Source organism: Salimicrobium salexigens (genome assembly GCF_900156705.1).
Taxonomy (GTDB): domain Bacteria; phylum Bacillota; class Bacilli; order Bacillales; family Halobacillaceae; genus Salimicrobium; species Salimicrobium album.
Genome location: NZ_FTOK01000003.1, coordinates 122,134 through 144,702, shown reverse-complemented (window position 1 = coordinate 144,702; position 22,569 = coordinate 122,134). Strand labels below are relative to the sequence as shown.

Sequence of the window (22,569 nt, the reverse complement as noted above, 5' to 3'; positions counted from 1 at the left end):
CAATAAGCAGGGAGAAGCTCATAAAAAATAGAAACAAAAGAGTGGGCGTATCCCCACTCTTTTCCCTGCTTGCTATCACGTTTCCAACCATAATTAATATATCATAATTGGCTCCGGTACGCAACTTGCCTAGAACAGAGAGAGCTGGTTCTCATCAGGCATGTCTGATAAGCATCCATGATCGTCCAAATACTCAAGTACCGTTTTGGAGATACGGCTCCTTTCCCTCAAATCCTGTTTCGATAAAAATTCACCGTCTTCTCTGGCTTTCACAATATTGATCGCCGCGTTTGTTCCAAGGCCGTCGACCGCATTAAACGGAGGAACGAGGGTGTTCCCGTCGACGATGAATTCCGAAGCGGTGGAGCGGTAGAGATCCACACTCCCGAAGTTGTAACCACGTTCACACATCTCAAGTGAAATTTCGAGAACTGTCATAAGATTCTTTTCTTTAGGAGTCGCATCCAGCCCTTTCTGCTGAATGTCTTCTATACGGCTCCGGATAGCTCCGGAACCTTTAACCATTGTATCCAGTTCAAAATCACTCGCTCTCACTGTGAAATAAGCAGCGTAGAAATAAACGGGATAATGCACTTTGAAGTATGCGATACGAACTGCCATCAATACGTAGGCAGCAGCGTGTGCTTTCGGGAACATGTACTTGATCTTCTTACAGGACTCGATATACCAGTCCGGCACGCCGTGCTTCTTCATTTCCTGGATCCATTCATCTTCAAGACCCCGACCCTTACGTACGAACTCCATAATCTTGAACGCAAGACCCGGTTCAAGACCTTTGTGCATAAGATAGACCATTATATCATCACGGCAGCCGATCACTTCCGGAAGTGTGCATATGCCGTCGCTGATCAGCTGTTCAGCGTTCCCGAGCCAGACATCAGTGCCATGGGAAAGTCCTGAGATGATAACAAGTTCCGCAAATGTTTTCGGTTTTGTATCTTCAAGCATCTGACGTACGAATTTCGTTCCGAACTCCGGCACGCCAAGAGTCCCCGTTTTACAGTTGATCTGCTCGGAAGTGACACCTAAAACATCAGGACCGCTGAAAATTTTCATCACTTCTTCATCATCCACCGGTATATCGTTCGGGTCGATGCCTGATAGATCCTGAAGCATACGTATAACGGTCGGATCATCGTGACCGAGGATATCGAGTTTCAACAGGTTATCGTGAATAGAGTGAAAGTCGAAATGAGTGGTACGCCAATTAGAATCGGTATCATCCGCCGGGAATTGGATTGGTGAAAAATCATAAATATCCTTGTCATCAGGAACCACTATTATACCTCCGGGGTGCTGTCCGGTAGTTCTCTTCACTCCTGTACATCCCTGAACGAGTCTGTCGACTTCGGCATTTTTATACTGCAACTGATGATCCGACGCGTACCCTTTCACAAATCCGTAAGCCGTTTTTTCAGCTACCGTGCCGATAGTACCGGCCCGGTATACTTTCTCCTCCCCGAACAGTTCTTTCGTGTAATCGTGAGCTCTCGGCTGATACTCCCCGGAAAAGTTCAGATCAATGTCGGGAACTTTATCGCCTTTGAAACCGAGGAATGTTTCGAAAGGTATGTCCTGACCGTCTTTGACGTATGGAGTTCCGCATTCGGGACAGGCTTTGTCCTCAAGATCAAAACCACTGCCGACACTGCCGTCCGAGAAGAACTCATGATGTCTGCAGGACGGACATACGTAATGCGGAGGGAGCGGGTTGACCTCCGTAATGTCTGTCATGGTAGCCACGAATGAAGAACCGACAGACCCCCTCGACCCTACGAGGTAACCGTCGCTGAGTGATTTAGTCACCAGCTTTTGAGAGATAAGGTAAATTACAGCAAATCCGTTTCCGATAATACTTTCGAGTTCCCTTTCCAATCGGTTTACGACAAGTTCGGGCAGCTCATCTCCGTAAATACTTCGAGCCTTATTGTAGGACATATCCCGAATTTCCTGATCTGCCCCTTCAATATTAGGTGTGTACAAATTTTCTTTCACAGGGTGGACTTCTTCCATGAGCCCCGCTATTTTGTTCGTATTGGTAACGACAACTTCTTTCGCTTTCTCTTCACCCAGAAAAGAAAATTCTTCAAGCATTTCATTCGTCGTTCTGAAATGCACCTCAGGAAGCGTCTGCCTGCTCAGCGGGTTTCCGCTTTGGGAAGAGATGAGAACCTGTCTGTAAATTTTATCGCGCTCATTAATATAATGGGTATTTCCGGTAGCCGCTACGGGTTTATTCAGTTTTTCACCGAGGGCGGTAAGCTTTTTCAGAATGTCGTACACCTGAGCTTCCGTCTGAAGAATATCTTTTTCTATGAGATGGGCGTAATTACCCACCGGCTGAATTTCTATGTAATCATAAAATTCAGCCACCTTCTCGGCCTCCTCTTCGGATTTCTGCATCATCGTTTCAAAAAGTTCGCCTTTGTCGCATCCGGAACCTACAATTAGGCCTTCCCGGTGCATAGTGAGCCGGGAACGGGGGATGCGGGGGACTCTGTAAAAATAATCGATATGCGATTCCGATATGAGACGGTAAAGATTCTTCAGTCCGGTATCATTTTTAGCAAGTATGATGCAGTGGCTCGGTCTCGAACGCTGATAAGCTTTTCCTTCCCCCATATAGTCGTTTAAATTTTTGTGGTTATATATTTCTTTTTCGTCCATCGTCTTTTTAACCAGCTTCCACAACAGGTATCCTGTTGCTTCCGCATCATAAATAGCCCGGTGATGCTGGGTGAGTTCAATATCAAACTTTTTGCACAACGTATTCAGCCGATGGTTCTTAAGATCCGGGAGCAGGAATCTGGCCAGCTCGAGCGTGTCGATGACCGGGTTCTGAGATTTACTGATTCCCACCGATTCGTATCCCGTATTCAAAAATCCCATATCGAAACTTGCATTGTGAGCAACGAGAATATCTTCTCCGGCCCACTCTTTGAAATCATTAAGTACTTTTTCAATTTCAGGAGCATCGTTTACCATATCGTCGGTAATCCCGGTCAGTTCCACAGTGGTCTCCGACAATGGCTGATGCGGGTTGGCGAATGATTCGAACCGATCCACAATCTCGCCTTCCTCGATTTTCACAGCAGCAAGTTCAATGATTTTATCGTAAACGGCTGAAAGCCCCGTAGTTTCCACGTCGAACACCACATATACCGAATCCTTCAACGGACGGTCCCTGGGCTCATAAGCAATGGGGACCCCGTCATTAACGAGATTCGCTTCCAGCCCATAAATGACCTGGATATCGTTCTTCTCCCCGGCAGCGTGCGCTTCAGGAAAAGCCTGGGCTGCGGCGTGATCCGTAATGGCAACCGCTTCATGACCCCAGTCTGCCGCCTGCTTAATGAGTGCGGAAGGAGAAACAGGGGCGTCCATTTGACTCATCGTCGTGTGAGCGTGCAGTTCCACCCTTTTTTCTCCTTCAGGGGCTGTATCTTCACGTTCCTTCACTTTGATCTGAATGATGTCGTTCGCCATCATAGTAAGTTCGTTTGTAAAGTTGTCAGTCTGGATCCCCCCGCGCATTTTCACCCACATTCCGGCTTTCACCTGTTTGAAGATTACAGCCTGGTCGTCTCCGCGGGAAAACATTTTCACAGAAAATGAATCGGTGTAATCTGTCACTTTCAGAAGAAGAAGATGACGGCCGGACCGCAATTCTTTTACTTCAGCGTCAAAAATATATCCCTGAAGCACAATACGGCGCTCCTCTTCTTCAATGGAAGACATCGGTACGGCCTCTTCCTGTATTTTATAACCGATTTCCACCGGACCTTTGGGACCCTCCGACTCTTTGACTTTCTCTTTCTCCTCTTTTTCTTTAACAGCTTTCTGGACGAGCAGCTGATCTTCCTGCTTTCGCTCTTCTTTAAATTTCGTTACCGCTTCTCCCTGCTCTTCGAGACGAACGCTGATCTGACACGAAGGGAGGCCTGCCTCTTTACAGTACTCCTGAAACGCTTCCTGAAGTTTCTTCTTCATCGCTTCCCCTTCTGCTTCATTTCTGCATGTTAACATAATTCTGTTACCGTTAACTTCCGGTTTTTGTTCGCATACATAGTCTTTATAAGCAGGAGAAAGCTTTGTCATTTTATTCGTGAATAATTTCCAGTAGTCAAGGATGGCCTCCTCATCGAAAGAGGCTTCCACCTGTGTTTCCCAGCTTACGTGAGCCAGTGAACTGAACGTCGATTGAAGAGTTGAAGTGAATAAATCATATACTGTCGCAGGCAACGGGGTCGGAAAGTGAAAGTGGAAATGCCAGCGCTTTTCTTTTCTGTAGACAGAAAGTTTCACCAGTTCACTATCCCTGAAATAACTCCGTATATCCTCCGGCAGCTGCAGCTGTTCGATCAGGTAATGCATTTTCTCCTGATTATTGACGCTCAAATTTTCTTCCTCCCTCACGGCAACAATACCCCTGCCGGATGAGCAGGGGTATTCATTTTATGCCAGCAGATTTTTAATTTCATCCATAAGCGAGGAACGGGCAATTTCCGTTTTGCTTTCCTCATTTCTCATTTTCACTTCCACGATTTCTTCACCTGCCCGTTTCCCTACAATAATTCTCAGGGGAATACCGATAAGGTCACTGTCTGCAAATTTTACTCCGGCTCTTTCCGGACGATCATCGTACAGTACCTCGATCCCCTCATCAAGAAGATCTGCGTAAATATTGTCGGCAAGCACGCGCTGTTCTTCTTTTTTAGGATTGAGGGACAGGATATGAACCAGGTATGGAGCTGCCTGTTTCGGCCATACGATGCCTTTGTCGTCGTGGAATTGTTCCACCATGGCAGCCAGCGTTCTGGATACGCCGATTCCGTAGGAACCCATCACCATCGTCCGGGACTTTCCGCTGTTATCCAGGAAAGTGGCGCCCATGTTCTCGGCGTAAAAGGAGCCCAGCTTGAACACATGACCGACTTCAATACCGCGGGCGAACTTGATTACCCCTTCCCCGTCAGGAGAGGGATCACCTTCCTCGACAAAACGCATATCAGCATACTTATCCGGCACGAAATCTTTCCCGGGAGTTACATTTTTATAATGGTACCCTTCTTCATTCGCACCACAACTGACGTTTACAAGAGGTTCCACTGCATAATCCGCAACCACTTTCACTTCTTGCGGAGCACCGACGGGGCCGAGGGAACCGAAACCTGTTCCCATAAGCCGGACCGTATCTTCTTCCGTAGCCAAATCTACCACTTTCGCATCCATGAAGTTTTTCACTTTAACGTCATTTACTTCATGATCCCCCCGGGTGACTACGAGAACATACTCGTCATCCACTTTAAACATAATGGACTTCAATCCCCGCTCCAGTTCATGACCGAGATAATCAGCTACTTCCTGCATCGTTTTCCTGTCAGGTGTAGAAACCTTTTCCATTTCTCCGGGAGTTTCCACAGATTTTTCATACACTTTCGTTACCGGAGCCATTTCTACGTTAGCGGCGTATTTGGAAGTATCCGAATAGGCTATAACGTCCTCTCCCACTTCAGAAAGAACCATAAATTCGTGAGTCTCTTTTCCGCCCATGGCCCCCGAATCGGCTATTACTGCCCGGTAGTTCAATCCAAGCCGTTCGAAAATACGGCAGTAGGCATCATACATGTTCTGATAACTCTGATCCAGGCTCTCAAAGGACTCATTGAATGAATAGGCATCTTTCATTAAAAATTCACGACCGCGTAACAGTCCGAATCTTGGTCGCTTTTCATCCCTGAATTTATTCTGAATCTGATACAAAGTCATCGGAAGTTTTTTGTAAGTGCCCACCTCATTACGTAAGATGCTTGTCATCGCTTCTTCATGAGTTGCACCAAGGGCAAATTCCCGGTCATGACGATCTTTCATTCTCATCAATTCAGATCCGTACGTATACCATCTCCCGCTTTCCTGCCAAAGTTCGGCGGGCTGTAAAGCGGAAAGCAGCATTTCCTGGGCCCCTGCGCGATCCATTTCTTGCCTTATGACAGTCTCTATTTTCGTCAACACGCGTTTACCTAAGGGTAAAAGCGTATAAATGCCCGAGGCCAGCTGCCTTATGTAACCTGCTCTTACCAGAAGCTGGTGACTTGCTATGTCAGCTTCAGCCGGATTTTCTTTTAACGTGGGAACTAGCATTTTACTCTGTCTCATTCCTGACACCTCTCCTCTTTTTAAAAAGGGAAAAGGCGCGAACGCCCTTTTCCCGCTTCTTTTATGTGATTACTGCCTAATATCCGATACTTACAGAAACAGGCGCTGAATATCGTTCCACGTCACCACAATCATAAGCAGAAGCAGTAAAGCGAAACCGAAAAATGTGATTGCTCCTTCTTTCTGAGGGTCCACCGGCTTCCCGCGGATCAGTTCCACGCCGATGAACAACAGCCGCCCTCCGTCGAGCGCCGGGATAGGCATAAGGTTTACAATCCCGAGGTTTACACTCAATACAGCTGTCCACATAACGAAATTCGTAAGCCCGGTCTGCACAACCCGGTCTGTAGCATCATAGATTCCGACTGGACCGGACAGCATATCTATAGAGAACTGGCCAGTAATCAGTTTCCCGAGGTTCGTCAGTATGAGCGTGGACCATTCGTACGTCTGCGTAAATCCGAAGGTCGCTTTCTTCGCGAAAGAATCTTCGAAGGCTCTCGTCACTCCAACCTGACCAATTTCTCTTTCCTGAGCTTTTACGGATCTCGGGGTCACTTCTACCTCTTCTGTTGTACCGTTCCTCGTAAGCGTAACGGTCATCGTTTCTTCCGGATGTTCCTGTACAATTTTTGTGAAATCTTCCCAGGACTCCACCTGCTGCCCTTCGGCCTGGATAACTTCATCCCCGGCCCGGAAACCTGCTTCACTTGCAGGAGAATTGTCCTGTATCTCCCCGAAACGTGCTTCATCTGATGGGATACCCTGGACGAATCCCAGTATCGTAAATAAAATAAGTGCAAGCACAAAATTCATCATGGGTCCGGCGAAAAGCTGCATAGCTCTTTTTCTTTTCGGTTTCGAAGCGAACTGCCGATCATACGGGGCAATCTGGGTTTCTTTTTCGTCCATTACGAACATCGCTTCCGGATGTACATTAAATGACAGTTTCTCTTCTTCCCCGGGTTCATACCCATTTATGGTAAGAGTGTGATCGAGGTCTGCGTGCTCCACTTCGACAATGCGGGCATCGGGATGCCTCGATTTATTGTTTACAACTATTTTATTGACGAGACCGGATTCATCGAACTCGAGACCGATGTGGTGTCCCGGCTTAAGATCTATGATTTCCGGGTCCTCCCCGGCGACTCTTACATATCCCCCGGCAGGTATAAGCCGAATCGTATACAGCGTTTCATTTTTGGTAAACGAAAACACTTTTGGCCCGAACCCGATAGCAAATTCACGAGCAAGCATACCTGCACGCTTTGCAAAGATCAAATGCCCCCACTCATGCACAAACACCAGGAGACCGAACATGAGTATAAACGCAATAACCGTCGTCACATGAAGCACCTTCCTTTATTTAACGTAACGTTCCACACGTTTTCTCGTTTCTTTATCAATCTCTATTATATCTGATAATGAAGGTTCAGAAACAGAATTATGCTCTGTAAGCGCCCGTTCGACAAAAGCTTCTATATCCAGAAAAGAGATCTGTTCATTCAGAAACATAGCCACTGCCTGTTCATTGGCAGCGTTCAATACTGCCGGCATGGACCCTCCCTGCCGGCCGGCCTGAAAGGCGAATTTCAGGCAGCGGAACCGTTCCATGTCCATCTTCTGGAAATGAAGTTCAGCTAAATCCTCAAGTTCCAGTGATTCGCTGCCACTGAGAGGAATTCTCTCCGGATAACTGAGGGCGTACTGGATAGGCACTTTCATATCCGGAGACCCCAGTTGGGCCATGACGCTGCGATCCTGAAACTCCACGAGCGAGTGGATGACGCTTTCTCTGTGAAGCAGGACGTGTATCTTGTCATACGGCATATTGAAAAGCCAGTGGGCTTCAATTACTTCCAGCCCTTTATTCATCATCGAAGCGGAATCCACGGTAATTTTAGCTCCCATGTTCCAGTTCGGGTGATTCAGAGCATCTTTTACATTGACCCCCTGAAGTTCTTCCCTCGTTTTATCGCGGAAACTGCCTCCCGAAGCGGTTATAATCAGTCTGCGTACATCTTCATTTCTTTCCCCATTCAGCGCCTGAAAAATTGCCGAATGTTCACTGTCCACCGGAAGGAGAGGAGTATCATACTTTCTTGATTCTGCCATAACGAGATGGCCGGCTGTAACGAGCGTCTCTTTATTCGCGATAGCTATCCGTTTCCTTGACCGGATAGCTTCAAGGGTAGCCGGAAGGCCGATACTTCCCATCACCGCATTGACGAACACATCGGCACCGGGATCTTTCGCAACCGCAACCATGCCTTCTGAACCGACCATGATGTTTTTGTGGGTAGTAGCTTCGAACACCTTCTGCCGTGTTTCTTCGTCCGCGGTCACCACCGCTTCGGGTTCGAACTCCCTTATCATAGGAATCGCTTTACCGGCATTCGTTCCAAAAGCTAAAGCGAAAACGGAAAACTTATCTTTGTGCTGCCGGATCACTTCCAGTGTCTGTTCTCCTATTGACCCGGTGGCTCCTAAAAGTGCAATATTTTTCATAACAACGCTCCTAATTATGGTATAAAGTTAATCAGATGCAAAACCGGAAGCATAAAGATGAGGCTGTCGAAACGATCCAGCACTCCTCCGTGGCCCGGCAGAATATTCCCCGAATCTTTGACTAAGTAATGACGTTTGAAAGCTGATTCCACCAGGTCGCCGATCTGACCGGCTACAGAAATGAGAATCGTTACGGCGATAAGTACAAACATGGATGAATGGAGTGGATGGAAGATCTGAAAAATGACTGCAGTGATGCAGGCAAGTGCTACTCCTCCAAGAGCGCCCTCCACCGTTTTTTTCGGACTGATCTTGGGCCATAACTTCCTTTTTCCGAACATACGTCCGAATACGTATGCCCCGGTATCAGTAGCCCAAACGACAAACAGGGCATAAAATACGTAATCAAGTCCTCCCTCGATTCTCGTCTCGATCAGGTAATAAAATCCCATTCCGACATAGACGGCGGAAATAAGAAGAAACCCTGCATCATCGAATGTAAATTTATTATTTACAAGGACGGTGTAACTCAAAAGAAGCAGGACCGTCACCAGCGATAGCTCAGCCTTCGTTACAAAAGAGCTCAGTTCATAGGAGTTTATTTCCGGTAACATAAGTGCCCACATAAATAGCAGTATAATGAGCGAAGATACGGAATACCTTGCAATTTTCTTCATTCTCATAAGTTCGAATATAGCTATGCTTGCCAGTAAATATACAAACAAAGTAAATAAAGTTCCGCCAAGCAGAACGATAGGTATAAATATCAAACCTGCAATAATCGCTGTTACAGTACGCTGTTTCATTTAATCACACCTTACACGCCGCCGTACCGACGCTTTCGATTTTGATAATTGATAATGGCTTCGTTCAACGTATATTCTGTGAACGAAGGCCAGTAAACCTCCGTGAACCAGAACTCCGCATAAGCCAGCTGCCACAGCAGAAAATTACTTAACCGCTGTTCCCCGCTCGTCCGGATGAGCAGATCGGGCTCACAGAGATGGGAGGTGTATAGATAGGAGTTGAACGTTTCTTCAGTGATGCTGTCGGCCGCAAGTTCCCCTTCCTCCACTTTGGACGCAAGCATCCGCGTCACTTCCACGATTTCATTTCTGCTCCCGTAATTCAACGCGAAGTTAAGCACCATGCCTGAATTGTTTTCCGTGCGATGAATAGCTTCATCGACAGCTTTTTGAGTATGTTTCGGAAGAAGATCTTTTGTGCCGATCGTCTGGACCCGTATGTTATTTTCAACCAGTTCCGGAAGATACGTCTGTAAAAAATCGACCGGAAGTTTCATAAGAAAATCGACTTCTTTTTTCGGCCGCTTCCAGTTCTCCGTGGAAAATGCATAAAGGGTCAATACTTCGACGCCAAGATCCGAAGCATGCCGAACCACTTTCTTAACAACGTCCATACCTTCTTTATGACCGGCAATTCTCGGCAACCCTTTATCCTTTGCCCAGCGGCCATTTCCATCCATTATAATTGCTATATGTTTTGGTATATTTGTCGTATCGATTTCTGTTTCTGCTTCCGGCTTCGGATCTCTCCGATTTATAAATGGAAGATTTAGTGGCATGGATACCATCCTTTTCTTAATTCACTATATGTAATTCGGATAAGCGCTATCCCTTCCTAACAAAACTACCACATATGATAGCAAAACAAAAGCCGTACTGCCAAACAAATACAGCACGGCTTCCCCTTTAATTTTATACTTCCAGCATCTCTTCTTCTTTCTGTTTCGACAGGTCATCTATTTCTTTTACGTACTCATCTGTAAGTTTCTGTACGTCATCCTGATAAGAACGGAGGTCATCTTCCGTAAGTTCCCCGTCTTTCTCATTCTTCTTAAGAGCGTCGTTCGTTTCACGACGGATGTTTCTGATCTGCACTTTTGCTTCTTCTGTATATTTCTTGACGAGTTTTGTCAGGTCTTTACGTCTCTCCTGCGTAAGTGCAGGGATATTGATACGGACCACGTTACCATCACTCGAAGGGGACAGGCCGAGGTCGGCTTTCTGAATAGCTTTTTCCACTTCCGAAATAGCTGATTTATCGTAAGGTGTGATCACAAGGAGTCTCGGCTCCGGAGCTGAAACCTGGGCCAGCTGCTGAAGCGGAGTGGAAGCTCCGTAGTAATCGACATATACCGGGTCGAGAATCGACGGGTTTGCACGTCCCGCCCGCACGGTAGCCAATTGTTTCGAAAAAGCCTGGGTAGCTTTTTTCATCTGTTCCTTCGTTTCTTTGATAAGTTTGTCAGACATGTTATTTCCCCCTCACTAACGTTCCAATATCCTCACCGAGGACTGCTTTTTTAATATTTCCTTCTTCCATAATCGAGAATACCAGTAAATCGATATCGTTGTCCATACATAATGATGAAGCAGTAGAATCCATCACTCCAAGACCTTCATTCAATACTTCCATGTAAGAAAGACGATCATACTTACGTGCATCGTCATTCAGTTTCGGATCGGATGTATATACCCCGTCGACGTTATTTTTAGCCATAAGGATAACGTCCGCTTCCACTTCGGCAGCGCGGAGAGCAGCTGTTGTATCTGTGGAGAAATAAGGGTTACCGGTTCCGGCTGCGAAAATCACTACCCGTTTTTTCTCCAGATGGCGCATGGCCTTCCTGCGAATATAAGGTTCTGCCACCTGGCGCATTTCGATGGATGTCTGTACACGTGTAGGAATACCGATGTTCTCAAGACTGTCCTGGAGAGCAAGGGAATTCATAACCGTTGCCAGCATACCCATGTAATCAGCGTTTGCACGGTCCATGCCCATCTGGCTTCCTACTTTCCCGCGCCAGATATTTCCGCCTCCCACAACTACTGCAACTTCCACTCCCAGTTCAGCCACATCTTTGATCTGCTGTGCGACCGACTGGATGATACTCGGTTCTATTCCAAATCCTTCTTCCCCACTTAATGCTTCCCCACTTAATTTCAGCACGATTCTGTTATATCGGGTTTTATTCATAATAACCTCCATGGCAGTATTCAACTAAAGTTTCACTTTTAAAATAGGGAACACAGCGTGTCCCCTATTTTAAGTGAATGTTATTATTTTTTAACCTGACTCATCACTTCGTCAGCGAAGTTCTCTTCACGTTTTTCCATACCTTCACCAACGCCGAAACGTGTGAATTCGTTGATTTTTCCACCCTTGGATTCCACGAACTGTTTCACTTTCTGATCCGGGTCTTTAACGAAGTCCTGTTCAAGCAGGCAGATTTCCTGTAGAAACTTGTTCAGGCGGCCTTCCACCATTTTCTCAACGATATTTTCAGGCTTTCCTTCATTCAGCGCCTGAGTTTTCAATGTTTCACGCTCTGTATTAAGTTCTTCTTCAGGTACCTGCTCACGGGAAGTGTAGCGGGGATTAACGGCTGCGATATGCATAGCTACATCTTTTGCAGCAGCTTCATCCGTAGAACCTTCAAGTACTGTCAAAGCACCGATGGAACCGCCCATGTGAAGATAAGAACCGAAAGCGTCGTTATCTGTTTTTTCTTTCACGACGAAACGGCGAAGAGAGATTTTCTCACCAATCTTCGCGATGACATCAGTGATGTAATCGCCGACCTTCTGTCCTTCGCCGTGAAGCGGCTGTTCCAGTGCAGTTTCTACATCGGAAGGGTTCTCGGAAAGAATGTGGTTCCCAAGTTCCTGAAGGAGGTGCTGGAACTGCTCATTCTTAACTACGAAGTCTGTTTCGCAGTTCACTTCGATCATAGCTGCTGTATTTCCGGAAGTAACGATATGAGCGGAACCTTCCGCTGCAATTCTGTCAGCTTTCTTGGCTGCTTTCGAAATTCCTTTTTCGCGAAGCCAGTTCTGAGCTTCTTCCATATCACCATTTGTTTCTGTAAGAGCTTTTTTACAATCCATCATTCCTGCACCTGTAATTTCGCGCAGTTCTTTAACCATTTTTGCATTAATAGCCATGTAATTTTCCTCCTTGGGATTAAGTTTGGACGAAGCGCCCTCCTCTGTAAAAAAGGTGATAAAAGGTTTCCCTCTTATCACCCCCTGAAACCTGCCTACTCTTCTACAGTTTCCGTCTCTTCTTCTGTCTCGCCGGATTCTTCTTCACCGGCTGCTTCAGCTTCCTCTTCACCTTGTTTAGCTTCAAGGATGGCGTCAGCCATTTTTCCTGTAAGAAGTTTAACGGCACGAATAGCATCGTCGTTTGCAGGAATTACATAATCAATTTCATCCGGATCACAGTTGGTATCCACCATACCGACGATCGGAATATCCAATTTATGAGCTTCCGCAATCGCGATACGCTCTTTACGAGGGTCGATTACGAAAAGTGCATCCGGCAGGCTCTCCATATTACGGATACCGCCGAGGAATCTTTCGAGTTTTTCTCTTTCTTTATTCAGTTCCATAACTTCTTTCTTAGGAAGAACATCGAATGTTCCGTCTTCTTCCATACGCTCGATTTCTTTCAAACGACCGATACGTTTACGGATTGTTTTAAAGTTAGTTAGTGTACCACCCAACCAGCGCTGGTTGATGTAATACATACCGGCACGGTTCGCTTCTTCACGAACTGTGTCCTGTGCCTGTTTTTTAGTACCTACAAATAGTACTGTACCGCCGTCTGCAGCAAGATCACGTACATAGTTGAACGCTTCATCGACTTTCTTTACAGTTTTCTGAAGGTCAATGATGTAAATACCATTACGCTCCGTGAAAATGTACTTCTTCATTTTAGGGTTCCAGCGACGTGTCTGGTGACCGAAATGAACTCCTGCTTCGAGCAGCTGCTTCATTGAAATAGCTGACATAATAAAATCCTCCTGTTTGGTTTATTTAGTATCCTCCATCCCCTTCTTTTTTCATTGCAAACTCCCTGTCTAATAGGAAGCAACCTACAACGAAATCCGGAGACGTGTGTATTGACACCGGAGGTTACTATACCATACATGAGAAAAATTAGCAACCTCCTTATTGCTGTCTTCGAATCAATTTCATCATCATCTCCACTTCTGTTTTTCCCGTACCCAGCAGTTTTGCCATTTCCTCCAGGCTTTTCCCCTCTTCTGCCATCTTTTTCACTTTCAGTTCTTCCGAAAATTCCACTTTTTCTCTGCTTTCAGTAACCGCCGGTTGAAACTCTATAGGGTCTTCCGACTTCGTCCGCCTGTTTCCGGACACTTCTTCTTTCTTTTCGGTGAGAGAATCTGACCTTCGGGAGACGGTATTCTGTTCAAATTTCCTGTTCTCCTCTCTGATTTCCTCCAGGTAGGATTGGAAGGTTCCTTCTATTTCTCTTGCTATCTGCTTTTGTTTCTGCATTTCCTCCCTGGAAGGGTCTTTCATAAACAACAGGAACATCCCGATAAGGATGATCCCGTCCACGATAAAATTGATTATCAGCAAGTACATCGTCATTTCGTTTTCACCAACTTAATTCTCTGCTTCATAAGCCTGTGCAACTTCAGTCCGCCCCCCGGCAATTCACAGATCAATTCCGATACTTCCCGAGCGCTTCGCGCAGTTTGAATATTGCACGTCCATGAATCTGGGATATTCTCGAAGTAGTTAGATTCATCACTTCTCCTATCTCGGTGAGGGAGAGTTCCTCTTCATAAAACAGACTCAACACCAGTCGTTCCTTTTCATTGAGCATTTTAATCTCTTCAGTAAGCTCCCGGATATTTTCACCTTTGACTGCCTGTTCATCCGGAGAATTTTCCAAATCCTCAGGAACCAGATATCCTGCCCCCTCTTTGTAATCGCCGCCGTCGTCATGTGGTTTTTCTTCCACAGAGAGTACATTTGAGAAATAGACGTCCCTTGTCGTTTCTTCTACTTCTTCGGGTCTCATATTTAAAACTTCGGCAATTTCCTCCGGTGCCGGTTGTCTGCCGAAATTCTGTTCCAGCTGCTCCGCGGTCTTTTCGATCTTTTTTGCCTTATCCCTGACTGTACGGGGAAGCCAATCTTCTTTTCTGAGTCCGTCAATAATACTGCCCTTGATTCTGAAGGAAGCATACGTGACGAATTTCAAATTACGGGACAGTTCGAACTTCTTCAGTGCGTCGTAAAGCCCGAAATATGCTAAACTCCTTATTTCTTCCCTGCTTACACTTTGAGGCAGGTGCTGGGATACACGCTGGACCTGATAATTGATGAGATACTCATATTGAGCTACCAGTTCATTGGCAGCATTTTTATCGTTATGTTCGATCCACCTGTGCCACAATTTCTTTTCTTCGGGAGAAATTGGATTAGACATAGTAGCCCTCCTTTAGTACTGATGGTTCTTTTCAGATTTCTGCCATTAATTTTTTCAGCCTGATCAGAAACGAATCCCCGGTTCTCCTTTCCTTTTTAAGCTCGTTTACAGAAGCGGAAAATACGGATTGACTTCCGCCCGTGCCAGGGAGTGGAACCGGCAGATTCACCTCTTTGCCGAGAAAATCGGCCGTCACCTTTTTGACCCTTTCGAGAGCTTTTCTATCATTACGTTCATCCGAAATCCTGTTAGGCAATAGAGAAATGCGCTGTTCTCGAGAAGCGGAGTGTAACTTCTTTATCATTGCATACGCTTTTTTAAGGGAAACATCACTATTTTCCATTATAATGAACGTTTCGTCGGCACATGCGGCTAATCCGGCTTCTTCCCGTAATATTCCACTTCCCAAATCGAGGAATATATAGTCATGTTTGAACAGCATCTTTTCGAAATCCGGAAAAGAATAGGGAAATGAAGTCGTTTCCACCTGATACGGAGCTTCTTTATACACTCCGGAAGCTGTATGAATGGCTGCCTCTTCCGATAAAATCCCTGATGATGTACGTCTTTCTCTGCCTCTTCCGATGATGAGAACTTCCGAACCGGTCAAGCTTAATTCCATCGCAAAATCTGCAGCTATATCAGTACACTTCTCCGTGCTTTCGGCATTGAGGATAGAAATGACTCCCGCTTTGGTCGTAACGTGCCGAGCCTCCAATTTTCTTCTGAGATTTTCGGCCTGGTCACTCACTCGTTTCTATCTCCTTCAGCATTTGCTCCGTGAGTTCCGACAATGGGAGTGTAGTTATATCATCAGGAACATTCTGACCGGTAGTAACGAAGGAAACAGTTTTTTTATATTTAACAGCTAAGCTTACCGCTGCACCGAAGCTTCCGGATTCATCCATCTTTGTGAAAATCAATGAGTGAAGAGGCACTTCTGAAAATCGTTTATACACTGCCTCTATATCTTTAAATTTACTTGTCATCGAAAGGACAAGGATGGTATCTGCCTCTTCATCGAAGTCAATTATCTTCTGCAGCTCGCTTACGTAGGAAGAATCTTTGTAATTTCTTCCTGCCGTATCAACGATTACAAGATCTTTATCTTTCATTTCCTCCCTCGCTTTCCTGTAATCCTCCAGATTGTAAACAACCTCCATCGGGATGTTCAAAAGCCTGGCGTAGGTACGCAGCTGCTCGATAGCTGCTATCCGGTACGTGTCTGTGGTAATGAAACCTACCGACAAATTATCATCCAATATTGCATTGGCGGCCAGTTTAGCAGCCGTAGTCGTCTTGCCGACCCCTGTAGGTCCAATAAGATGGATGTATTTATTATTCCCCGGACGGGAGGTGGCCGGGATTTCTGTGATTCCTTTGTGTAAATGATCTCTCACCCTTCCCCAGAAGGGATCCGTACCATTTTTTTCTCGTCTGATTTCCTGAAGGATCTCCGGATTAAGCTCGTGTTCTAAAAATGCGGAAATTTCCGTCTGTTCTTTTGCAGCCTTCGCTGAAGCTGAAGAGAGGGGCCGGACTGTTTCTTTACGCTGCTGTCCCCCCGCTTCGGGGGAAGTGCGTGGGGGAACGTCTTTCTCACTGACTGTATGACCAGTTTCCGGAGGTTCGGATTCTATAGCAGCCGTTATTTCTATCCGAATCTTTTTGAACAGCCCGAAGACCCCTTTCGTTTTCTTTTTCCTGGAATTTAGAATAATCGCCTGGACACCCATCTCTTCTTTAACTTTTTTCATGACCAGAGGCATCGTTTCCGCCTCAAACTTCTTTACGATCATCCCAGACTCACCGCCCCGACGCTCTGCACTTCTACATTCGGGTCGATTTCATTGTAGGAAAGAACGATTACCTGAGGTAAGAAACGGTTGAGTAATTGTTTCACGTACATTCGTATTGCTGGTGAGCAGAGAATGATGGCGTTTTCTTCCTGCAGGGATAACTTTTCCACCTTATTCGCCACACTCTCCGTAATCTGCTGCTGTCTTTCCGGATCAAGGGCGAGGAAACTCCCATGTTCCGTCTGCTGAACATGATCTGCAATTAATTTTTCTACCTGCCCTGAAATCGTAACCACTTTAATTACACCTTCTTCTTTTTTGTACTGATTCGTTATTTGTGTAGCCAGCGACTGACGTACATATTCGGCCAGAAGATCCGTGTCGCTCGTCATTTTGGCAAAATCGGCGAGAGTTTCGAAAATGACCGGCAGGTTTTTGATTGACACATTTTCCTGCAGCAGTTTAGCCAGCACTTTCTGCACCTCTCCAATCGCCATCGGCTCCGGTGTAACTTCTCCGGCAAGCACCGGGTATGATCCCTTCAGGTGATCGATCAGTTGCTGGGTCTCCTGATGTCCAAGAAGTTCGTGAGCATGCCGTTTAATCGTTTCAGTTACGTGAGTGGAAACGACCGAAGGAGGGTCGACGACTGTATAGCCCAGTAACTCGGCTTCGTCTTTCATATCTTCCTCCACCCACTTGGCCGGCAATCCGAAAGCAGGCTCCACCGTATCTATACCTTCCACCATTCCGTCGTCCTCCCCTGGTGTCATCGCCAGATAATGATCCAGCAGAAGTTCTCCTTTCGCCACTTCGTTCCCTTTTATTTTCAGCCGATATTCATTCGGATTAAGCTGAATATTATCCCTTATTCTCACTACGGGTATGACAATTCCAAGTTCGATCGCAATCTGCCTGCGTATCATGACTATTCTGTCCAGCAGATCCCCTCCCTGATTTGCATCAGCGATAGGAATGAGCGCATAACCGAATTCAAATTCAATCGGATCCATACTGATGAGATCCACTACATTTTCCGGAGCCTTCATCTGCTCACTCTCGTTTCTCTCTTCATCCTCCTCTTCGATATCAAGCTCGCCCGTTTCTCTCGACAGCCAATATCCTCCGAATATCATAACTGAGGAGATTAACATTGTAAGTGTAAACGGGATGGGAGTGAGACCGAGCAGAAAAATCGCTCCGCCGGCCACGTACAGGAGTTTCGGAAAACGAAATAATTGATCAGTCAAATCGTTACCCAGGTTCCCTTTGGAAGCTACTCTTGTAACCACTACACCCGTTGCCGTGGAAAGGAGAAGGGCGGGGATCTGACTTACAAGCCCGTCTCCGACCGTAAGTCTCATATATGTATCAATTGCTTCCTGAAACCCGAGCCCCATCTGAACCATTCCTATGATAAGCCCGAATATGATGTTCATTAAAACGATGATGATTCCGGCAATAGCGTCTCCTTTTACAAACTTACTAGCCCCGTCCATCGCTCCATAAAAATCAGCTTCCTGCTCCACTTTATCTCTACGTTCTTTCGCCTGATGCTCATTGATCATACCCGCATTCAAATCAGCATCGATACTCATCTGTTTCCCGGGCATGGCATCGAGAGTGAAACGGGCAGCAACTTCCGATACCCGCTCCGCCCCTTTCGTGATGACGAGAAATTGAATGATTACCAGGATGATGAAGACGACGAAACCGACCAGAGGATTTCCCCCGATGACAAATGTACCGAAAGTTTCGATCACCTCTCCCGCTCTGGCTTCAGAAAGGATGGACCGGGTCGTCGACACGTTCAAACCGAGCCGGAAAAGAGTCATTAGTAAAAGAAGAGTGGGGAAAACCGCAAACTGCAGCACGTCGTCCATATTCATCGAAACGAGAATAACAAGAAGAGCCAGAGTGATGTTCACCATGATCAAAAAACTCAATAACCACCCGGGAAGAGGTATAACCAACATGACTATAATTAATATAATTCCTAATAATACAGATAAGTCCCTCGCTGACATCTTCGTCTCTCCTTAATGAATTCAAACTTTTTTCTGCAATTTATATACATAAGCCAGAACTTCGGCCACCGCCTGAAAAAATTCTTCTTCAATCGGTTCATTGATTTCCGTACGACTGTAAAGCCCTCGGGCGAGCGGGCGATTCTCAACTGTGATAACGTCATGCGCCCTGGCTGTTTCCTTAATTTTAAGAGCGATGAAATCGACTCCTTTCGCCACCACAAATGGAGCGTCCGATTTCTGTTCGTTATACTTGAGAGCCACGGCGTAGTGGGTCGGGTTAGTAATAATTACATCCGCTTCCGGAACTTCACTCATCATTCGTGCAGCAGACATCTGCCGCTGTTTTTCCTTGATTTTAGCCCGGATCTGAGGGTCACCCTCCATATTTTTATATTCATCTTTTATATCTTTTTTGGACATTCGAATGTTTTTTTCGTGATCATACTTCTGATAGGTGTAATCGATCACGGAAAGAAGCAGCAGGGCCATAGCCGAAGCAAGTCCCATTATCATAGTCGTATTTCCGAAAAAAGAGAGAGCCGCATCCAGGGATTTCTGAGCCGACATGATCATATCGTTTTTATTGGTCCAGATGACCGAAAAGGTTATGACACCGATCACAGTTATTTTCAACAGTGACTTCACCAGTTCCACCAGTGCCCTCGCGGAAAAAATACGTTTAAAACCCTGGATGGGGTTCAATTTCTTCAGGTCGACTTTCAAAGGTTCTGCCGTAAACATCACCCCGACCTGGATAAGGTTGGAAGTCAGCCCGGCCACGATCGCTATCCCCATGACAGGGGCCAGTACCTTGGAAATCTCGAGCGACATTTTGTTGAGTACGTGACTTACAGTCTGTTCGGTTATGTCCAGATGTATGTATTCCGTAAAGGATTGTTCGTACATCGTCAGCAGCGTGTCTTTGAGCATGGGACCGATAAGGTAAAGAGTACTGAACGTAAGCAGCAGAAGAAATCCGGTGTTCACATCCTGACTCTTTGCCACCTGCCCCTTTTTACGGGAATCCTGTTTCTTCTTGGGCGTAGCTTTTTCCGTTTTCTCATCAGCAGCGAAGTATTGCAGATCAAGTTTCAGTCGCATTCCTCTAAGACCTCCCCAGCACATCGATAAAGCCGCGCATAGTTTCAAGAACGAGATCGAAAATCTCTTCGATCAGAAGCACATAAAAGCCCATTACGATTGTTAAAACTGCCAACGCTACAAATATTTTCAGAGGCAGCCCCACTACAAATACGTTCAGCTGCGGTACGGTACGGGCGATAATCCCAAGTGCCACATCCACGAGAAACAGACAGCCGACCAGTGGAAGAGCCATAAGAAAAGCTGAGATGAACATTTCATTGAATGTATAAATGACGAATTCTATCCAGGACTCGTTTTGAAACTGCAGGAACTGATCGATCTCTATGGCTTGATAGCTGTAAAAGATACCGTCAATCATTAAATGATGGCCGTCCGTTACGAGAATGAACAGAAGAGTCACCGTATATAAATACTGACCGATCAAAGGGCTTTGGGCACCCGTCTGGGGATCGACGACGTTCGCTATGGCAAAGCCCATCTGGAAGTCGATGAATCCCCCGGCCACCTGGACTGCAGTAATGGCAACGTATGCCAGTAATCCTATGAAAAGACCCGTAATCGCTTCTTTCAACATCAGCATAAAAAACATTTCATCCAGCGAGAATTGAGGAGGTTCAATAGAAATATATAATATTAGTGCAAGAAAAAATGAGAAACCCACTTTATATTGTGCAGGAATTGTCCGATATGAGAATAGTGGGAGAGTCGCAAAAAAAGCGGTGATTCTTATAAAAACCAGTAAAAATGCGGGGACGTTTGCAAGTGTAGCCCATTCCGCCACGGGGTTACCCTACCAGCATGTTCAAATTCCTGAACACTGAAGCCGTAAATTCCACCATATTGGTCAACATCCATGGACCAAAAAACACAAGACCGATCAGAACCGCTACAATCTTCGGGACGAAAGCGAGCGTCTGTTCCTGAATTTGAGTAGTAGCCTGAAAAATACTCACAATTAACCCGACTGCCAGAGCGAGAATCAGCAAAGGACCTGTCACGATCAAAACAGTATACACCCCATCTTTGGCAAACTGTATAACCATTTCACTATTCATTTTTTTCCTCCTAGAAACCTTCCAGTAAAGAATGTGTAATCAAATACCAGCCGTCCACAAGAACGAACAATAAAATTTTGAACGGAAGAGAAATCATAACCGGTGGAAGCATCATCATCCCCATAGACATAAGTACACTGGCGACAGCCATATCAATGACAAGAAAAGGTACAAAGATCATGAAGCCCATCTGAAAAGCAGTTTTCAATTCACTGATGGCATAGGCCGGCACGAGAGTAGTCATCGGAATTTCCTGTACAGTTTCCGGAGCTTCGGCACCGGAGTAGTTAAGGAACAGTTCCAGATCTTTCTGTCGTGTATGGGAAGACATAAATTCTTTCATCGGTTCGCTCGCGTTCGTATAGGCTTCTTCGAGTGATATCTCTTCTTCGAGGAGTGGTGTCAGAGCATTCTCATTCACCTCATTGAAGGTAGGCGCCATTATAAAGAACGTAAGAAACAGCGCCAGACCGATCAAAACCTGATTGGGAGGCATCTGTTGGGTGGCCAGTGAAGTCCGGACAAATGAGAGTACAATGATGATCCTCGCAAAACTTGTCATTAAAATGAGAATACCCGGAGCTATCGACAATATTGTCAAAAGCAGAAGCAGCTGAACGGAAGTCGATATACTTTCAGGGTCAGCCCCCGAAAACAGGTCTACAAATTCACTCATCTGTATGATCCTTTCCGCGGCCGTTTCTCATCCTGTTCTCTTTCATAAGAGAAAGCTGCTTATCAAAGAGCTGGTGAAACTGCTTGCCGGAATTTTCATTGTCGCCCGAAAGATCGGACTCACCGTTTAATAACTGTTTCCTCGTTTCCTCATCGGTGATTTCCGTTAGCATCTCCACTGTGTCTCCCACTCCGATAATATAGACGTGTCCCCCGATTTTCACTGCCTGTACGGAGCGATTCTGACCGAGAGGTACTCCGCCGAGATTGTGCATCTGTCGCGTATTGGAAAAGAGATTATTCTTTTTCTGTATGAACTTCAGCACACCATATATCAGTCCGAGTACGAACACTAAAGCGAGAATCAGCTTGGTTGCACTCCACCATAAAGGTTCGGCAGCAGGCTGCTCTTCATTTTCCTCTTTGCTTTCCCCTCCTTCTTCGCTGCATCCGTCGATTCCCGGATTCTTCGCACATTCACTCACGCTGGGGCTTGAACTGTAAGCGACTGCCGGACTCAGACACAGAAAAGAAAACATGATAATAATAAGGGTTATGAACTTTTTCATAAAACCTATTTCAGAGCTTTTTGGATCGCTTCGATCATACGATCCGCCTGGAATGGTTTTACAACGAAATCCTTTGCCCCTGCCTGTATGGCCTCCACGACCATCGCCTGCTGCCCCATAGCAGAACAAATCACTACCCGGGCTTCCGGATCCGACTGCCTTATCTCTTTCAGAGCCTGTATCCCGTCTTTCTCCGGCATTGTTATGTCCATCGTTACGAGGTCAGGTTTGTATTCGTGATACATATCTACAGCCATCTGCCCGTTTTCTGCTTCCGCTTCCACTTCGTATCCATTCTTCGCTACAATATCCCGGATCATCTTCCTCATAAATGCAGCATCATCCACGATCATTATTCGCTCGCTCATTCTTACAGTCA

The 22,569-nt window shown here is 45.9% G+C and carries 21 protein-coding genes; all 21 read right to left on the bottom strand.

The genetic code is table 11. The annotated features are described in order from the left end of the window. Window positions 1–129: 129 nt before the first annotated feature. Window positions 130–4,419 (bottom strand): PolC-type DNA polymerase III, encoded by a 4,290-nt coding sequence (locus BW931_RS04895; protein WP_076570650.1) that lies wholly within the window; start codon window positions 4,417–4,419, stop codon window positions 130–132. Between the two features lie 57 nt (window positions 4,420–4,476). Then, the gene (locus tag BW931_RS04890; RefSeq protein ID WP_076570422.1) at window positions 4,477–6,177 is read right to left on the bottom strand and encodes a proline--tRNA ligase; all 1,701 of its coding nucleotides are present in this window, start codon (window positions 6,175–6,177) and stop codon (window positions 4,477–4,479) included. Window positions 6,178–6,267: 90 nt separating this feature from the next. Continuing rightward, complete coding sequence (rseP, locus tag BW931_RS04885) at window positions 6,268–7,524, bottom strand: RIP metalloprotease RseP (RefSeq protein WP_076570420.1); 1,257 nt, start codon at window positions 7,522–7,524, stop codon at window positions 6,268–6,270. Window positions 7,525–7,539: 15 nt separating this feature from the next. Then, window positions 7,540–8,685, bottom strand: a complete 1,146-nt coding sequence (gene dxr, locus BW931_RS04880) for a 1-deoxy-D-xylulose-5-phosphate reductoisomerase (RefSeq protein ID WP_008587838.1) — start codon at window positions 8,683–8,685, stop codon at window positions 7,540–7,542. A 14-nt stretch (window positions 8,686–8,699) separates the two neighbouring features. Further along, window positions 8,700–9,491: a phosphatidate cytidylyltransferase gene (locus tag BW931_RS04875; protein WP_008587839.1), complete on the bottom strand. Its 792-nt coding sequence runs from the start codon at window positions 9,489–9,491 to the stop codon at window positions 8,700–8,702. An 11-nt stretch (window positions 9,492–9,502) separates the two neighbouring features. Further along, complete coding sequence (locus tag BW931_RS04870; protein WP_008587841.1) at window positions 9,503–10,270, bottom strand: isoprenyl transferase; 768 nt, start codon at window positions 10,268–10,270, stop codon at window positions 9,503–9,505. 133 nt (window positions 10,271–10,403) lie between these two features. After that, window positions 10,404–10,961, bottom strand: a complete 558-nt coding sequence (gene frr, locus BW931_RS04865) for a ribosome recycling factor (protein WP_008587843.1) — start codon at window positions 10,959–10,961, stop codon at window positions 10,404–10,406. Between the two features lies 1 nt (window position 10,962). After that, the gene (pyrH, locus tag BW931_RS04860; protein WP_008587846.1) at window positions 10,963–11,685 is read right to left on the bottom strand and encodes a UMP kinase; all 723 of its coding nucleotides are present in this window, start codon (window positions 11,683–11,685) and stop codon (window positions 10,963–10,965) included. A gap of 83 nt (window positions 11,686–11,768) precedes the next feature. Then, window positions 11,769–12,653, bottom strand: coding sequence for a translation elongation factor Ts (tsf, locus tag BW931_RS04855; RefSeq protein WP_008587848.1), 885 nt, complete (start codon window positions 12,651–12,653; stop codon window positions 11,769–11,771). Between the two features lie 95 nt (window positions 12,654–12,748). After that, window positions 12,749–13,504, bottom strand: a complete 756-nt coding sequence (gene rpsB / locus BW931_RS04850; protein ID WP_008587850.1) for a 30S ribosomal protein S2 — start codon at window positions 13,502–13,504, stop codon at window positions 12,749–12,751. Window positions 13,505–13,664: 160 nt separating this feature from the next. Next, window positions 13,665–14,111, bottom strand: a complete 447-nt coding sequence (locus BW931_RS04845) for a hypothetical protein (protein ID WP_076570418.1) — start codon at window positions 14,109–14,111, stop codon at window positions 13,665–13,667. A 73-nt stretch (window positions 14,112–14,184) separates the two neighbouring features. Beyond that, a complete protein-coding gene (locus BW931_RS04840) occupies window positions 14,185–14,958 on the bottom strand; it encodes a FliA/WhiG family RNA polymerase sigma factor (RefSeq protein ID WP_008587854.1) in 774 nt (257 codons plus the stop codon). A gap of 31 nt (window positions 14,959–14,989) precedes the next feature. Then, window positions 14,990–15,709 (bottom strand): MinD/ParA family ATP-binding protein, encoded by a 720-nt coding sequence (locus BW931_RS04835; RefSeq protein WP_076570416.1) that lies wholly within the window; start codon window positions 15,707–15,709, stop codon window positions 14,990–14,992. After that, window positions 15,702–16,757, bottom strand: coding sequence for a flagellar biosynthesis protein FlhF (locus BW931_RS04830; protein WP_008587859.1), 1,056 nt, complete (start codon window positions 16,755–16,757; stop codon window positions 15,702–15,704). Before BW931_RS04830 ends, BW931_RS04835 begins: the two co-directional genes overlap by 8 nt. After that, complete coding sequence (flhA, locus tag BW931_RS04825; protein WP_008587861.1) at window positions 16,754–18,784, bottom strand: flagellar biosynthesis protein FlhA; 2,031 nt, start codon at window positions 18,782–18,784, stop codon at window positions 16,754–16,756. The genes BW931_RS04830 and flhA overlap by 4 nt, the downstream gene beginning before the upstream one ends. Window positions 18,785–18,805: 21 nt before the next feature. Beyond that, window positions 18,806–19,888: a flagellar biosynthesis protein FlhB gene (flhB, locus tag BW931_RS04820; protein ID WP_076570414.1), complete on the bottom strand. Its 1,083-nt coding sequence runs from the start codon at window positions 19,886–19,888 to the stop codon at window positions 18,806–18,808. A 4-nt stretch (window positions 19,889–19,892) separates the two neighbouring features. Next, the gene (gene fliR / locus BW931_RS04815) at window positions 19,893–20,672 is read right to left on the bottom strand and encodes a flagellar biosynthetic protein FliR (protein ID WP_040609076.1); all 780 of its coding nucleotides are present in this window, start codon (window positions 20,670–20,672) and stop codon (window positions 19,893–19,895) included. A 4-nt stretch (window positions 20,673–20,676) separates the two neighbouring features. After that, the gene (fliQ, locus tag BW931_RS04810; RefSeq protein ID WP_008587867.1) at window positions 20,677–20,946 is read right to left on the bottom strand and encodes a flagellar biosynthesis protein FliQ; all 270 of its coding nucleotides are present in this window, start codon (window positions 20,944–20,946) and stop codon (window positions 20,677–20,679) included. A gap of 10 nt (window positions 20,947–20,956) precedes the next feature. Next, window positions 20,957–21,622, bottom strand: a complete 666-nt coding sequence (fliP, locus tag BW931_RS04805; RefSeq protein WP_008587869.1) for a flagellar type III secretion system pore protein FliP — start codon at window positions 21,620–21,622, stop codon at window positions 20,957–20,959. Then, window positions 21,615–22,106: a flagellar biosynthetic protein FliO gene (locus BW931_RS04800; RefSeq protein WP_159435666.1), complete on the bottom strand. Its 492-nt coding sequence runs from the start codon at window positions 22,104–22,106 to the stop codon at window positions 21,615–21,617. The genes fliP and BW931_RS04800 overlap by 8 nt, the downstream gene beginning before the upstream one ends. Window positions 22,107–22,195: 89 nt before the next feature. After that, a complete protein-coding gene (locus BW931_RS04795; protein WP_008587872.1) occupies window positions 22,196–22,558 on the bottom strand; it encodes a response regulator in 363 nt (120 codons plus the stop codon). Window positions 22,559–22,569: the final 11 nt, after the last annotated feature.

What these genes read in the sequence shown, in the direction of transcription:
- BW931_RS04890 (WP_076570422.1), bottom strand. Translation starts at nt 6,177, where the DNA reads ATGAGACAGAGTAAAATGCTAGTTCCCACGTTAAAAGAAAATCCGGCT.
- dxr (WP_008587838.1), bottom strand. Translation starts at nt 8,685, where the DNA reads ATGAAAAATATTGCACTTTTAGGAGCCACCGGGTCAATAGGAGAACAG.
- BW931_RS04875 (WP_008587839.1), bottom strand. Translation starts at nt 9,491, where the DNA reads ATGAAACAGCGTACTGTAACAGCGATTATTGCAGGTTTGATATTTATA.
- BW931_RS04870 (WP_008587841.1), bottom strand. Translation starts at nt 10,270, where the DNA reads ATGCCACTAAATCTTCCATTTATAAATCGGAGAGATCCGAAGCCGGAA.
- frr (WP_008587843.1), bottom strand. Translation starts at nt 10,961, where the DNA reads ATGTCTGACAAACTTATCAAAGAAACGAAGGAACAGATGAAAAAAGCT.
- pyrH (WP_008587846.1), bottom strand. Translation starts at nt 11,685, where the DNA reads ATGAATAAAACCCGATATAACAGAATCGTGCTGAAATTAAGTGGGGAA.
- tsf (WP_008587848.1), bottom strand. Translation starts at nt 12,653, where the DNA reads ATGGCTATTAATGCAAAAATGGTTAAAGAACTGCGCGAAATTACAGGT.
- rpsB (WP_008587850.1), bottom strand. Translation starts at nt 13,504, where the DNA reads ATGTCAGCTATTTCAATGAAGCAGCTGCTCGAAGCAGGAGTTCATTTC.
- BW931_RS04845 (WP_076570418.1), bottom strand. Translation starts at nt 14,111, where the DNA reads ATGACGATGTACTTGCTGATAATCAATTTTATCGTGGACGGGATCATC.
- BW931_RS04840 (WP_008587854.1), bottom strand. Translation starts at nt 14,958, where the DNA reads ATGTCTAATCCAATTTCTCCCGAAGAAAAGAAATTGTGGCACAGGTGG.
- BW931_RS04830 (WP_008587859.1), bottom strand. Translation starts at nt 16,757, where the DNA reads ATGATCGTAAAGAAGTTTGAGGCGGAAACGATGCCTCTGGTCATGAAA.
- flhA (WP_008587861.1), bottom strand. Translation starts at nt 18,784, where the DNA reads ATGTCAGCGAGGGACTTATCTGTATTATTAGGAATTATATTAATTATA.
- flhB (WP_076570414.1), bottom strand. Translation starts at nt 19,888, where the DNA reads ATGCGACTGAAACTTGATCTGCAATACTTCGCTGCTGATGAGAAAACG.
- fliQ (WP_008587867.1), bottom strand. Translation starts at nt 20,946, where the DNA reads ATGAATAGTGAAATGGTTATACAGTTTGCCAAAGATGGGGTGTATACT.
- fliP (WP_008587869.1), bottom strand. Translation starts at nt 21,622, where the DNA reads ATGAGTGAATTTGTAGACCTGTTTTCGGGGGCTGACCCTGAAAGTATA.
- BW931_RS04795 (WP_008587872.1), bottom strand. Translation starts at nt 22,558, where the DNA reads ATGAGCGAGCGAATAATGATCGTGGATGATGCTGCATTTATGAGGAAG.